Genomic DNA, 13,230 nt, shown 5'->3' with positions numbered 1-13,230 from the left:
CCATCGCTGCGCGCCACGTAAACGGCCATCAGATCGCTTCCGGGTGTGCGGGCGGCCAGCCGGGCCGCCCGCCGAATCAACGCCTCGCTTTCCGGGCCGCCGGATACGCCCACCACGATGCGCTCCCTGGCCTCCCAGCTGGCACTGATCCCGTGGTCACTGCGGTAACGGCGCAAGCCCTCATCAACCCGACCGGCTACCCACAGCAGCGCCAGTTCCCGGAGCCCGGAGAGGTTGCCCGGCCGAAAATAGTGCGACAGCGCCGCGTCGATGCGATCGGGCGGATAAATGTCACCGGCAACCATGCGCCGGCGCAACGCTTCCGGCGACAAGTCCACCAGTTCCAACTCGTCGGCCTGGCGCACCACCGCGTCGGGCAGCGTTTCGCGCTGCTCAACTCCGGTCATCTCAGTCAGCACGTCGCCCAAAGACTCCAGATGCTGAACGTTGAGCGTCGTGATCACATCGATACCGGCATCGAGTAGCTCCTGAACGTCCTGCCAGCGTTTCGGATTGCGGGAACCCGGAGGGTTGGTGTGCGCCAGTTCGTCGATCAACGCTAATTGCGGGCGGCGAGCAAGCACCGCATCAACATCCATCTCCGGCAGGACCCCGCCTCGATATCGGACATAACGCCGGGACACCAGCTCCAGGCCGTCAACCAGCTCCTGCGTCGCCCGTCGGCCATGCGGCTCAATGAAGCCGATCACGCAGTCGACACCCTGCCTGCGCTGGCGGTGACCCTCGAGCAGCATCTCGTAGGTCTTGCCGACCCCTGGAGCAGCACCCAGATACACACGGAGCCGTCCCCGCGCCATCAGCAGCCGATTTCCGCGAGTGTGTCGGCGTGGCCGTTCACGCGCATCAGCGTAAACCGGTGCACTGCTGCGTCAGGTGGGTTCCTAGGCGGCGGGTTTGATCTCGAGTCCGACATGCACCTTGTCGATGCCGCCGCGCACGATCGAATGCGCATAGAACCACCAGGCGTGGTACCAGTACCGCTTGAGCACAGCGTTGTAGACCCGCCGGGTCTCCGACTTCGGTAGCACCCGTGCGACGGCCTCGACCTCTCCGCTCTTCGGCTTGCCCAATGCCGCGCTCTTGGCGATCGTCACCCGGGGCGTGTTGTTGATCCGCTTGGTTTTCCACGACCCGTCGTCGGTGATCACCAAGAGCTTGTCACCGTCGGGCACGCCCCAGATCGGTGTCGGCTTGGGGCGCCCGTCCTTGGTGAAAGTCGTCAACAGCAGGTACTTGGATCCGATGACGTCCTTGAAGCTGGGAGCCACGTCTGGCCTCTTCCGGTAGGTGGAAATTTGAGGACAAATACCCCGACCGTGTAGTGCGCTAAACGTGGCGGCCGCCACGCGGTCATGAAACTCTGATCAGTTTGTCTGGGCCGCAACGGAAATCGATTGGCTCACTGTGTAACTGTCGATTCCCTCGGTTCCGAGTTCGCGACCGTATCCACTGTTCTTGACACCGCCGAACGGTGCCGCCGGGTCCATGATGTAGCCCTCGTTGACGCCGAACGTGCCGGACCGGACCCGAGTCGCGACGCCGTATCCGCGCTCGACGTCGGCGGTGAACACCGAGCCGGCCAGCCCATACTCGGAGTCGTTGGCAATCCGGAGCGCCTCGTGCTCGTCGCGGTAGGAAATGACGGTGAGCACAGGGCCGAAGATCTCCTCGCGGGCAATCCGCATGTCATTGTGCGCATCGCTGAACAGCGTCGGCCGCACATACCAGCCGGTGTCGAGACCGTCAGGCAGGGCGGCGCCTCCGGTCACCAGGCGCGCGCCTTCGCTCTTGCCCGATTCGATGTAGCCGCGGACCCGCTCCTGCTGGCGCTGCGCCACCAGCGGACCCACCTGGGTATTGGGATCGGCGGGGTCGCCCACCGTCATCGACTCCATCGCGGCCGCCAATGCATCCACGAACTCGTCCTTGCGTACCTCCGGTACCAGGATCCGGCTCAGCGCGTTGCACACCTGGCCGCTGTTGGCGAGGCTGGCCATCTGAATCCCGGCGGCGGCGGCCGCGGGGTCGGCGTCGTCGAGCACGATGGCCGCGGACTTGCCACCCAGTTCGAGGCTGACCTGCTTCAGTCCCGCGGCGCAGGCAAGGGCCACCTCGCGGCCGGCCGCGGTGGAGCCGGTGAAGGACACCTTGTCGACACCGGGGTGGCTGACCAGCTGTTCACCGACGTCGCGGCCGCCGGGAAGCACATTCAGGACGCCGGGCGGAAGGTCAGCTGCCGCAACCATTTCCGCGAGCAACTGCGCGTCGAGCACCGATTCGGGCGCGGGCTTGAGCAGCACCGAACACCCGGCCAGCAGCGCCGGCGCGACCTTGGCGACGGTGAGGAACTGCGGCATGTTCCACGGCACCACCGCGGCGACGACTCCTACCGGTTGCTTCACGATCCGGATGTTCTTGCCGTACAGGCCCGGACGTTCCTGCTGCCACTCGTAGCCTCCGGCCAAACCACAGAACGCCAAGAGCATGGTGAGGGGCAGGCGAACCTGCGCCATTTTGGCGAAGGTGATGGGAGCGCCAATCTCGGCCGAGATCAGCGCTGCCATGTCGGCGCGCCGCTCTTTATAGATGCCGGCCAGCCGGTTGAGTGCCTCGATGCGTTCGGCGGGTTGCATGCGGGGCCACGGCCCGGTGTCGAACGCCGCTCGGGCAGCGTCGACGGCGCGGTTCACATCAGCCGCTCCGGCACAGGCCGCGTGGCCGATGACCTCCTCGCTGTGCGGCGAAATCACCGAGATGGCGGCATCAGATTCGGGTGCCGTCCACTTCCCGTTGATGAAGAGTTGGTCCCGCTCGTACATTTCTGTCCTGGCCTCTCCTTAATCAGGTGTTGCGGCCGCCGTTGACTCCAAGGATCTGTCCGGTGATGTATCCGGCTTCTTCGGACACAAAAAAGGCACATGCGGCGGCGATGTCTTCGGGCCGGCCCACCCGGCGCACCGGGGTGCGATTGATGTGGTCCTCCACCGTGCCGCCGAGCAGTTGCCGCTCCTCGGCGCTGCGCAGCATCGGTGTATCGATAAACCCGGGTGGTACGGCGTTGACGGTGATCCCGGACGGACCGTATTCGAGCGCCAGCGATTTGGTCAGGCCGTTCACCGCCGACTTGGCCGCCACGTAGTGCGCCATGAACGGCTGCCCCGAGTGGGTGCTCGACGACGAGATGTTGACGATGCGTCCCCAGCCCTCCTCGACCATGTCCGGCAGCACGGCCTGGATGGTGTGGAACACGCCGTTCAGGTTCACGTCGATGACCTTGGACCACTCCTGGAAGGACATGTTGGAGAACTTTTTGAAACCCTCCACCCCGGCCGCATTGACCAGCACGAGGATTGGGCCGAACTCTTCCCGAATCGCTGATATCGCGCTGTCGACCTGCGCGCGGTCGGTGACATCGGCGACGTGACCGAACCCGTCATCGGTGGGAGTCAAATCGAGGACGGCCACGCGAAACCCGTCGCTGCGCAGACGTTCGGCGACGGCGCGGCCAATCCCTGACGCACCGCCGGTCACGACAGCCGTCTTCGCGCCCAAACCGCACACCTGCCTTCCTGAGCGATCGCCCAAACGATTGGCACATGCCTATCACCCCGCATCGATTACGGTCAAGCCTATGGACAGGCCCCCGTTCCGCTTCGCCGTGCAGGCGACCAATGCCGCTGGGCAAGGCGAGTGGCGCGATACCGTTCGCAAAGTCGAAGACCTCGGGTATTCAACGCTTTTCCTTGCGGATCACTACCTGGGCCCGGGGCCCGCGCAAAAGGCCGCGCGCACCCCGCGCCAAGACCTGGCGCCCATCGCGGCGATGGCCGCTGCAGCCGCCTACACCGAGACGTTGCGCATCGGGTGCCGAGTGTTTTGCATCGACTATCACGTGCCGGCCGTGCTGGCCAAGGAAACGGCGACACTTGATCTGCTCTCCGACGGCCGGCTGGAAATGGGTATCGGCGCCGGTTGGAGCGAAGTCGAATACACCGCGATGGGACTCGACTTCGACCGTCCGGGCCGGCGAATCGCCAAGCTGGCCGAGGTCGTTTCCCTCATCAAGGCCCACTGGCAGGGTGAGGAGCTCGACTACTCGGGCGACTTCGTCCAGGTGCGCGGATACGCGGGGCGCCCGCGGCCGGTGCAAAGGCCTCAAAGGCCGCATCCACCGATCATGATCGGTGGCGGCAGTCAGCGCGTCCTGTCGTTGGCCGGCCGGGAAGCTGACATCGTCAGCATCTCCAGCGTGCCGTTCGTGGCACGCGACGCCGAGGGTCTTGATCCGGAGGCGGTCGCGCTGCAGCGGACCGAGTTTGTCCGCGCCGCGGCCGGGGAGCGCTACCGCGGCCTCGACGTCGAGAGCTCGCCCTACTTCACCGAGATCACCGACGACCCCGAGACCATGCTGGCAGGCGTGGCGAAGTCGACGGGCATCGCGATCGACCTGCTACGCGACCATCCCAATGTGCTGGTCGGCTCGTTGGAAAGCGTTGTGGAAAAGCTGTATTCGCGCCGGGAAACCCTGGGCGTGAATTACGTGACGGTGCAGCAGTCCCAGATCGAATCCTTCGCACCCGTGGTGGCACTGCTGCACGGGCGCTGAGCCTTGACCGCTGCGACCAGAGATGCGACTATTTGGGCGTTCGCCCAAATAGTGCAGGATGGTACAGGTAATTTCATGGCAAAGCGGACCAGATACAGCGAGTACCGCGATCGGTACGCGAACTATCGGCTCGAGCTCTCCGAGGACGGCATCCTGTTCATGCAGTGCCACACCAACGGCGGCAGCCTGGTGTGGGACTGGCGGGCGCACGACCAGATGTCGGACGTGTTCGCCGACATCGCGGGGGACCGTGAGATCAAAGTGCTCATCCACACCGGAACCGGCGAGAACTACAACGCCAACTGGGGACGCATGCCCAACGGGGACCCAGTGGAAAAGCCTGACTATCTGCTCATGCCCGGCACCCGTGGCCTTCTGAAGCTCGACGAAAAAGCTTGGTATGCACGGCATCTGATTACCAACGTGCTCGAAGTCGATGTACCGATGATCAGCGCCGTCAACGGCCCGTGCAATATGCACTCCGAGGTGCCATTGCTCGGCGACATCGTGCTGGCCGCAGAGGACGCCTACTTCCAGGACGCATCGCATTTCCCCCGCGGCCAGGTGCCCGGCGACGGCCAACACGTCATCTGGAGCTTTTTGGCCGGCCACACCCGCGCGCGCTATTTCCTGTTGACCGGCATGAAGCTCAGCGCGCAGGAGGCCAAGGAGTGGGGCGTCGTCAACGAAGTGCTGCCCAAAGACAAACTGCTGGAAAGGTCTTGGGAGCTGGCTCGCGAACTGGTCAAGCGCCCACCGCTGACACTGCGCTACTCGCGTCAGCTCTTCACCAATCCGCTCAAGCGGGCCTTCATCGACGAACTCGGACACGGCCTGGCGCGGGAAACCTACGCGCAGAGGGCTTTCTTCCCGTTCGGCGGCGAGATGGCGCCGCTGGATCGGGCCTGGGACCAGCAGCCTTGGGCGGGCACGGTGCCCGACGGTCAACGCAGTGAAGGAGTCCCCTCATGACGAGCATCCAGCAGCGACTGTCGACCGGCCGGGGCAAGTTCACCACCGACTATCCCGAACTCGGGACCGCCCCGGTCAACTACGAAGATTCGATCTCCGAGGAGTTCTTCGCCGCTGAACGCAAAGCGGTGTTCGAACGAAACTGGTTGTGCGTAGGGCGTATCGAGCGGTTGCCGCGCAAGGGGTCGTACTTCACCCGCGACCTGCCCGGCAGCCTCGCGTCGATCGTGATCGCCCGCGACCTGAACGACACCGTGCACGCATTCCACAACGTGTGCGCTCACCGGGGTAACAAGGTCGTCTGGCAGGAACATCCCGGCAGGGAGAGCTCGGGAAACTGTCGTGCGTTCGCCTGCAAGTATCACGGCTGGCGGTACGGGCTAGACGGCAAGGTCAATCACATCACCAACGAAGGCGAGTTCTTCGACCTGGACAAGAGCGCGCTGCGGATGCCTCTGGTGCACTGCGAAGTCTGGGCGGGTTTCATCTTCGTCAACCTCGCCTCGGAAAGGGAAGGAGTCCCAGTGCCGTTGCGCAGTTTCCTCGGTGACGGGCTGCTACCTATCGAGGGCTACCCGTTCCATCTGATGACTCAGCATTACGGGTTCTCCACCCGAATCAACGGAAACTGGAAACTGGCGGTCGACTCGGTATGCGAGTGGTATCACCCACCGTACGTGCACGGCCGCTTCATCGACCCGGACGTCTCCAAGGCCGAGAAGATGGTGCCGCCCGTCGACTCCTATCACTACGAGCTGTTCCGGCCGCACATGCTCAGCTCGGTTCCCGGACCGCCACCGCTGCCGCCGCGCGAGCCCGGCACCGCAGGACCCGCCCGCCAGGACCAGCGTTGGGTGTACAAGCTCTTCCGCGCAGGCCTGTTCGGACCCGATGATGTCCCCGATATCGGACCGCAACCGGACTTCCTGAACCGCGGCGACATCGCCTCCTGGGGCAATGACCAATTCTGGCTCTTTCCAAATATTTCGATCCAGATCTGGGCGCGCGGCTATTACATCACCTACACCTACTGGCCCGAGACCGTCGACTCGCACATCTATGACATCGACATGTATTTTGTGCCGCCGGCAAACGCGGCCGAACGCCTGGCGCAGGAGTTGGTGGTGGACAGCACGATCGAGTTCGCGATGCAGGACGTCAACACCATCGAGGCCACGCACTCGGCGCTGAAGACACGGGCGCAGAACACGTTTCACCTCAGCGATCAGGAGCTGCTCATCCGGCAGTTTCACACGGTGATCCGTGACACGGTCGCCGCCTACCAGGCCGGGGAGTCGTCATGACCGATCTGGCACTGCCCGAGGGCTTCGCCGAACTCGAGCCATTCGTCGCCGACTGGGCTTTGCCGACGAGGGCGCAACGTTACGAGGCCCGGTTGTCGAAGCCTTACGAAGAACTCGTCACGTTTTACGACGCCGTCGCCCCGCGGGCCGAAGAGGCGATCGCCTACCTGAATGGGCTCGACATCAACGCATTACCGGACGACGCGACCAGGCTGCTGCAGCTGCTGTATTCGATGATCCTGGTCTCTTACGCGGTCAACGTGTTCAAGCAGAATCGTATCCCGGATTCCGGCGCCGCTTTCTTCAAGATGGTCGCCGAGCCGGCGGTCTAAGGCCACACACCATGACGGCATCGGAGCGACCCAAGGCGCGGGACTCGACGACTCGCGCCCTGCTGATCGACGCGACGATTCAGATCATGCTCGAGGAGGGTTACGCCGCGGCCACGTCGCGTCGGGTCGCGGCCAAGGCCGGCGTCAAACCGGCTCTGGTGCACTACTACTTCCCCACCATGGACGAGTTGTATCTGACTGTCTTCCGCCGAGGCGCCACGGTCTACCTGGAACGCCAGCGGGAAGCGCTGGCCTCCGACCGCCCTTTGCACGCCTTCTGGGACACCCTCATCGAACCCAAGGACACCCGATTACTGCTGGAGTTCATGGGACTTGCCAACCACCGCAAGGAGATCCGGGCCGAGATCGCGACCTGGTCCGAGCGGTGGCGCGAGATGCAGATCACCGCACTGAACTTCATCGTCCGCGAACATGGTCTCGACACAACGGAATTCCCGCCCGCAGGCCTCGCCGTCGTCATCGCGGCCATCGGCCGCACCCTGATCTTGGAGCAGGGACTGGGCACCGCCGGGGGGCACGAAGACGCCGTCGCGCTGGTCAACCGATTCCTCGACCGATTCGAGATGCCGACGCCGAAGGCCCGCCGCGGGCGCGGCGTGCCGGGCTGAGCAGTCACTCTTTGTTGACCGCTCTCAGCGACTTGAGGGCGCGACGACCGCGACACTGAAACTGCGCACACGACACGCCGCGATGGGTGTGCGTAGGTTCAGTCTCGAGAAACGCCTCGACCCAGCTGTTATCGCTATGAGCTAAGCTTGGGCCCTCAGGGCAAAACGACTCGCAGCTGCTCCCAGCCACGGACCGTCGAGGTCGGCGCGAGTCTCGCTGTGTCGTAGTCGATGCCCCATTCGGGCCAGCGGTTGAGCATCTCGTCCAGCGCAACGCGGCCCTCCAAGCGGGCCAGGTTGGCGCCCAGGCAGTAGTGCACGCCCTTGCCGAACGTGATGTGCGAGATGTTGTCGCGGTGGATGTTGAAGGTGTCCGGGTCCTCATATCGGCGGTGGTCGCGATTGGCGGCACCGAACAGCAGCAGCATGGCGCTGCCAGCCGGAACGGTCGTACCGTGACACTCGAAATCCTTTGCCATCCAACGCGCGACGTGGGGGCCGGTGGGCTCGAATCGCAGTGTTTCGTCGACGGTTCGATTCAGCAGTGAACGATCCTGATAGATCTCTCGGCGCTGGTCGGGATGCTCGGCCAGCACCTTGGCCAGCCAGCCGATCAGCCGACCCGTCGTCTCGTTGCCTGCACCGGCCACCACCTGGGTGTAATGCAGCACCTCCTTGCGGGTCAGCTTCCGGTGCACGCCCTGCTCGTCGTCGAACTCGACGTTGAGCAGTGTCGTCATCAGGTCGTCGGACGGGTTCTTGGATCGCCATTCGACGTAGTCGGCGTAGATCCGGCCGTCGGCGATCGAGTCGGCGTTGGCGACCTTCAGGGGTGCGCCGGGTTTGGTGCGCAGGTTAGCGTCATTGGCGTCGCGAACCGAGATCTGTTCGGACTCAGGTATTCCCAGCAGCATGCCGATCACCCGCATCGGCATCATTGAAGCGAGCTCGGCGATGATGTCGAATCCCTCCGATCCAACATGAGGGTCCAGGCACCGGATGCAGTACTGGCGGATCTGGTCCTCGATGGCGGCCATTCGGCGCGGCGTGAACACGCGCGACATCAGCCCGCGCAGCATCGTGTGCTCGGGCGGATCCTGGAACATCATCACGCCGCCGGGCATGTCGAATTTCGACTGGATCAACTCGAGGATGTCGCTGCGCCTGCTGGAGAAGGCCTGCCAGTTCGCCAGTGCCTGCTCCACATCGGAATGCCGTGATATTGCCCAGAAGTCGTACTTTTCGTTGTAGTAGATCGGTGCCTCTTCGCGCAGGCGCGCGTAGGTCGGATAGGGGTCCGCAATGATGCCGGTGTCGTAGGGGTCGTAGTAGACGTCGGTGCCGTTTGCGAGAGTCATCGATGCTTCCTTTGCTTCAGGCAACTGCCGGCAGCCAGCGGTTTTGGGCGATCGCCCAAATTTGCGGCGCACGCCATGTCTAGCAGCATCTTGAGCAGCCCGTCAAGAGCCCGAACGGCTCAGCGCGGCATCGATCAGCGTGGCCATGTGACGACGTACACGCTGTCCGACGATCCCTACGCCGCAATCCTGCGCGGCGGTGGGCCGCGGCCCGGAATGATCACCGCCGAACAGGTCGCCGCTGAGGTGGCCGACGCCGCCGAGAAACCGCAACTGCCGCTGCGCATTCCAATCGGTGACGCCGCGCGGGCGCTGTTGACCGCTCGTCACACCGCACCCGACGACGTCCCGTTCCTCACGACGACCACCGTCGATTAGTCCCGCCGGCCCGAACTAGACGCCCGCGCCCGCGAAAGCTTGGATGGGCGAATGACCGCTGTGACCTACAGCAAGGACATGACCGGGTTGGTCGTGATCGATCCGTACAACGATTTCATTTCCGCGGGCGGCAAGGTATGGGATCGATTGAAGGGTGTCATCGAAGCCAACAATTGCGTCGGTCACATGGAGCAGGTACTCGCTGCCGCCCGGAGCGCGGACATCCGCGTTTTCTATGCGCTGCATCGCCGGTACCGGCCCGGCGACTACGAAACCTGGAAGTACATAGCGCCGATTCAGAAGGCGGCGTGGTCACGCAAAACCTTCGAGCACGGCACCTGGGGTGGCGAGATCCGCAGCGAGTTCGAACCGCAGCCGGGCGATATCGTCGCTCACGAGCATTGGGGTTCCAGCGGCTTCGCCAACACGGATCTGGACCTGCAACTCAAGCGGCACGGTATTCATCAGCTCATCGTCATGGGGCTCATCGCGCATACCTGCGTGGAAGCAACCGTTCGGTACGCCGCCGAGCTCGGCTACCAGGTGACGATGGTGAAAGACGCCACCGCGGACTACTCGGAAACCGAGATGCACGCCGCTCTGGAAATAAACATCCCGAACTACGCCACCGCCATCGTAACCGCGGAGGAAGTGATCGCGGCGATTTCCTCTCCGCGGACCTCGTAAACAGGGCCACACCGCGGTCCCCAGTGCTGAAGCTGTGAAGATTAGCGACCGGGGTGTGAAGAGTTCGTAAAGAATGTGGCCGATTCCGCGTTAGACCCGCACCTTGGGGACATGACGTTGTTTGAGCTGCTTCCGCCGTCGCGGCATGGGCTCAACGCGCACCTGGACCGCGCGGTCTGGCCACTCAGCACCCACGTCGACGAACGAGGCCGGCTGTGTGTCGGCGGGGTGCCTGCCACCGAGATCGCAACCGAGTTCGGCACACCTACCCACGTGGTGGATGAAGAAGACTTTCGGGCCCGCATCCGCGGGTATCGCGCCGCGCTTCCCGATGTCGAGCCGGTCTACGCCGGAATGGCGCTGCTGAGCACCGCAGTGGCCGGGTGGGCGGCCGCCGAAGGTGCCGGCGTGGCTGTCTGCACGGGCGGCGAGCTGGCCACCGTCCTGGCCGGCGGCATGCCGGCGTCGCGGATCATCCTGCACGGCAATGCCAAGACTCCCGGCGAGCTGCACGATGCGGCCGCCGCCGGGGTCGGGCGCGTGGTGATCGACTCGCCCAGCGAGATTGCGCTTCTGGCCGCGCGGCTGCGTCGTCGCCAGCGTGTCCTGATCCGGGTGATCCCCGATATAAACACCGACCGCACCGACCGGAAATTCGGCTTTGCTCTGGCCGGCGGCCAGGCGGCCGGCGCGGTCAAGCGCGTGTCGGATCAGCCGTGCCTGGATTTGGTCGGACTGCATTGCCAACTCGGGTCGCAACTCACCGACCCGGGGCTGTACGGCGAGGCGATCCGGCAAATGGTCGCCTTGATGGCCGAGGTACGCGAGCGCCATCAGATCGTGCTCACCGAGCTCAACCTCGGCGGCGGCCATGCCGTCCCCTACCATTCCGGCGACCCGGAATCCAACCTTCATACATTCGCCACGAGCATCGATGCCGCGCTGCGGTCCGCCTGCGCCGAATACAAATATCCCCGTCCGCAGATCGTGATCGAGCCGGGCCGAGCGATCGCCGCGCGCGCCGGTGTGACCTTGTACCGGGTCATCGCCGTCAAACGCCAGCCCGACAGCCGCAGCTTCGTCGCGGTCGATGGCGGCATGACGGAAAACTCGCGGGTGACGCTTTGCGGCGCGAAATACACCGTGGCTTTGGCTAACCGGCACCGGCCAAGCCGCACCGCGCCCGTCACGGTCGTGGGCCGGCACGGCGAGGCCGGCGACGAGATCGCCCGCGACGTCGAGCTGCCTGACGACATCCGTCCCGGCGATCTGCTGGCGGTGGCCTGCACAGGTGCCTACCACCACTCGATGGGGTCGAGCTGCAATATGGAAGGACGGCCGCCGCTGGTCGCCGTCGCCGGCGGCCAGTCCCAGGAATTGGTGCGACGCGAAACCGTCGCCGACCTGCTGGCCCGCGATCGCGGCTGGCCCGGCCACCCCGTCACCTCGGCGGCCTCCTAAGGTGAGCGGCGAATGACGATCGTTGACACGGCGGTTCGTGACAGAGCCGACACGGCGGTCACAGCCTGGTACGGCCGAGGCGCCACGCCCGTTTTGCCCGAACGGACGGTGTTGCGCTTTGAAAGCCGTTGGACAGCAACGGCTACGCGGGCATTGTCCGTCGTTGCGTCGTTGCGCGTCACGATCGTGTACGCCGTCGCGCTGATTGCGGTCTCTACCACGTTGACGGCGCTCGGTCCGCACGCACGCGACGTCGTCGTAAGTCGCATGAGCACCAACTTGCACAATCTGGCCCGCGGCCACCTGAGCACGTTGGTCGGCAGCGCGTTTGTCGACGACGGCGGTGAAGTGTATGCGTGGTTGCCCGGACTGGTGTGCTTGTTGGCCCTGGGTGAATTGATATGGCGCAGCACGGGTTTGCTCATCGCGTTCACACTCGGTCACATCGGCGCCACTTTGCTCGTCGCGGTCGGGCTGGTCACCGCGGTCCAGGCGGGCTGGGTGCCGATCTCCATCGCACACGCGAGCGACGTGGGGGTCAGCTACGGCGCGGTTTGTGTTCTGGGCGCGCTGACGGCATCGATACCCGCACGCTGGCGGCCAGTCTGGATCGGTTGGTGGCTTGGCATCACAGCAACTGCAGCCTGGGCAACGGAGTTTGACTTCACCGCCGTCGGTCACGTTCTGGCGCTGTTGCTGGGCATGGGTGTGTCCTTCCGACTGCCGTCGATGGCGCGCTGGTCATCCCTGCACCTGGCCTTGCTGGCCGTCGGCGTCGCGGTCGGTTATTTCATGGTGTCCGGGTCATCGATGGTAGCGACGGCCGGGGGGCTAGCGGGGATACTGCTCGCGTTCCTTGCTGGCGGGATCTTGAGGTCGCGCAGCGGCTACCCGCATGCGGTGTACCAGCCTCAGCCCTGCTTCACGACGATGTCGTAGCCCGACTGGGTGATCTTGGGCGAGCCCGAGTGGTACGTCACCGTATTGCTGTTGCCCGAGACGTCGACGGTGTCGACGCTGCCGACCTGCACCTGGTTGTCATAAGCGGAGACCTTGAGGCTGCCGCAGTGGCCGGTGGCGGTAAACCTGTTGCCGTAATTGTTAACCGCGATGATGTCGATGCTGTCGGCCTGCACCCGATTGCCGTAGCTGGACACTGTGACCTTTTGTGCGACGCACGGGATGGATCGTGATCAACAGCGTGGCCGAAGCGGCACCCCACCTAAGACACACAAGGCCCGTGCCCAACCTGGAGCCGCGTACCCGGAAAGGAAAACACAATGAAGACGCTTGAAGGCATTCTGGCTAAGCATCCGTTCTTTAGCCAGATAGACCCGCGTTATCATGAACTGGTCGTCGGATGTGCGTCGAACGTCCGCTTCAACGCCGGTGAGTTCATCTTTCAAGAAGGCAGAGAAGCCAATACCTTCTATCTCATCCGCGAAGGAAAAGTCGCGCTCGAAGTCGTTGCTCCTGGTCACG

General features: G+C 64.3%; 16 protein-coding genes. 10 read left to right on the top strand and 6 right to left on the bottom strand.

Annotated features, from left to right (window positions below; genetic code table 11):
- The 4 genes from ACLP9N_RS08345 to ACLP9N_RS08330 form a co-directional block, all read right to left on the bottom strand.
- Positions 1-818 (bottom strand): histidine kinase (locus ACLP9N_RS08345; protein ID WP_442406951.1); only part of this gene is annotated, 818 nt, incomplete at its 3' end.
- Between the two features lie 84 nt (positions 819-902).
- Entirely contained in the window at positions 903-1,289 is a 387-nt protein-coding gene (locus tag ACLP9N_RS08340) for a PPOX class F420-dependent oxidoreductase (RefSeq protein ID WP_442406950.1), read from the bottom strand.
- A 96-nt stretch (positions 1,290-1,385) separates the two neighbouring features.
- Positions 1,386-2,840, bottom strand: a complete 1,455-nt coding sequence (locus ACLP9N_RS08335; protein ID WP_442406949.1) for an aldehyde dehydrogenase — start codon at positions 2,838-2,840, stop codon at positions 1,386-1,388.
- A 22-nt stretch (positions 2,841-2,862) separates the two neighbouring features.
- The gene (locus ACLP9N_RS08330; protein WP_442406948.1) at positions 2,863-3,573 is read right to left on the bottom strand and encodes an SDR family NAD(P)-dependent oxidoreductase; all 711 of its coding nucleotides are present in this window, start codon (positions 3,571-3,573) and stop codon (positions 2,863-2,865) included.
- Positions 3,574-3,652: 79 nt separating this feature from the next.
- On the opposite strand from ACLP9N_RS08330, the gene ACLP9N_RS08325 reads away from it, so the two are divergent.
- The 5 genes from ACLP9N_RS08325 (at position 3,653) to ACLP9N_RS08305 (ending at position 7,864) form a co-directional block, all read left to right on the top strand.
- Entirely contained in the window at positions 3,653-4,627 is a 975-nt protein-coding gene (locus tag ACLP9N_RS08325; RefSeq protein ID WP_442406947.1) for a TIGR03621 family F420-dependent LLM class oxidoreductase, read from the top strand.
- 75 nt (positions 4,628-4,702) lie between these two features.
- Positions 4,703-5,599: an enoyl-CoA hydratase/isomerase family protein gene (locus ACLP9N_RS08320; RefSeq protein WP_442406946.1), complete on the top strand. Its 897-nt coding sequence runs from the start codon at positions 4,703-4,705 to the stop codon at positions 5,597-5,599.
- Positions 5,596-6,903, top strand: a complete 1,308-nt coding sequence (locus ACLP9N_RS08315; protein ID WP_442406945.1) for an aromatic ring-hydroxylating oxygenase subunit alpha — start codon at positions 5,596-5,598, stop codon at positions 6,901-6,903. The genes ACLP9N_RS08320 and ACLP9N_RS08315 overlap by 4 nt, the downstream gene beginning before the upstream one ends.
- Positions 6,900-7,235, top strand: coding sequence for a hypothetical protein (locus tag ACLP9N_RS08310; protein ID WP_442406944.1), 336 nt, complete (start codon positions 6,900-6,902; stop codon positions 7,233-7,235). Before ACLP9N_RS08315 ends, ACLP9N_RS08310 begins: the two co-directional genes overlap by 4 nt.
- Positions 7,236-7,246: 11 nt before the next feature.
- A complete protein-coding gene (locus ACLP9N_RS08305) occupies positions 7,247-7,864 on the top strand; it encodes a TetR/AcrR family transcriptional regulator (RefSeq protein ID WP_442406943.1) in 618 nt (205 codons plus the stop codon).
- 155 nt (positions 7,865-8,019) lie between these two features.
- On the opposite strand, the gene ACLP9N_RS08300 is transcribed toward ACLP9N_RS08305, so the two are convergent.
- The gene (locus ACLP9N_RS08300; RefSeq protein WP_442406942.1) at positions 8,020-9,222 is read right to left on the bottom strand and encodes a cytochrome P450; all 1,203 of its coding nucleotides are present in this window, start codon (positions 9,220-9,222) and stop codon (positions 8,020-8,022) included.
- Positions 9,223-9,297: 75 nt separating this feature from the next.
- Between ACLP9N_RS08300 and ACLP9N_RS08295 the strand changes: the two genes are divergently transcribed.
- The 4 genes from ACLP9N_RS08295 to ACLP9N_RS08280 all read left to right on the top strand — a co-directional run bounded on the left by ACLP9N_RS08295 (position 9,298) and on the right by ACLP9N_RS08280 (position 12,687).
- Entirely contained in the window at positions 9,298-9,600 is a 303-nt protein-coding gene (locus tag ACLP9N_RS08295; protein ID WP_442406941.1) for a hypothetical protein, read from the top strand.
- A gap of 51 nt (positions 9,601-9,651) precedes the next feature.
- Positions 9,652-10,287, top strand: coding sequence for a cysteine hydrolase family protein (locus ACLP9N_RS08290; RefSeq protein WP_442406940.1), 636 nt, complete (start codon positions 9,652-9,654; stop codon positions 10,285-10,287).
- Positions 10,288-10,398: 111 nt separating this feature from the next.
- A complete protein-coding gene (lysA, locus tag ACLP9N_RS08285; RefSeq protein ID WP_442406939.1) occupies positions 10,399-11,748 on the top strand; it encodes a diaminopimelate decarboxylase in 1,350 nt (449 codons plus the stop codon).
- Positions 11,749-11,760: 12 nt separating this feature from the next.
- On the top strand, positions 11,761-12,687 hold the full coding sequence (locus ACLP9N_RS08280; protein WP_442406938.1) for a rhomboid-like protein: 927 nt from the start codon (positions 11,761-11,763) through the stop codon (positions 12,685-12,687).
- Here ACLP9N_RS08280 and ACLP9N_RS08275 read toward each other — a convergent pair.
- Positions 12,660-12,905: a DUF3060 domain-containing protein gene (locus tag ACLP9N_RS08275; RefSeq protein ID WP_442406937.1), complete on the bottom strand. Its 246-nt coding sequence runs from the start codon at positions 12,903-12,905 to the stop codon at positions 12,660-12,662. The genes ACLP9N_RS08280 and ACLP9N_RS08275 overlap by 28 nt on opposite strands.
- Before the next feature lie 123 nt (positions 12,906-13,028).
- Here ACLP9N_RS08275 and ACLP9N_RS08270 point away from each other — a divergent pair.
- The coding region (locus ACLP9N_RS08270; protein WP_442406936.1) for a cyclic nucleotide-binding domain-containing protein at positions 13,029-13,230 on the top strand (202 nt) is incomplete at its 3' end.

The sequence above is a fragment of the Mycobacterium sp. genome (assembly GCF_052144515.1).
In the GTDB taxonomy this organism is placed as follows: domain Bacteria; phylum Actinomycetota; class Actinomycetes; order Mycobacteriales; family Mycobacteriaceae; genus Mycobacterium.
This window is presented reverse-complemented; position numbering and strand designations above follow the sequence as displayed.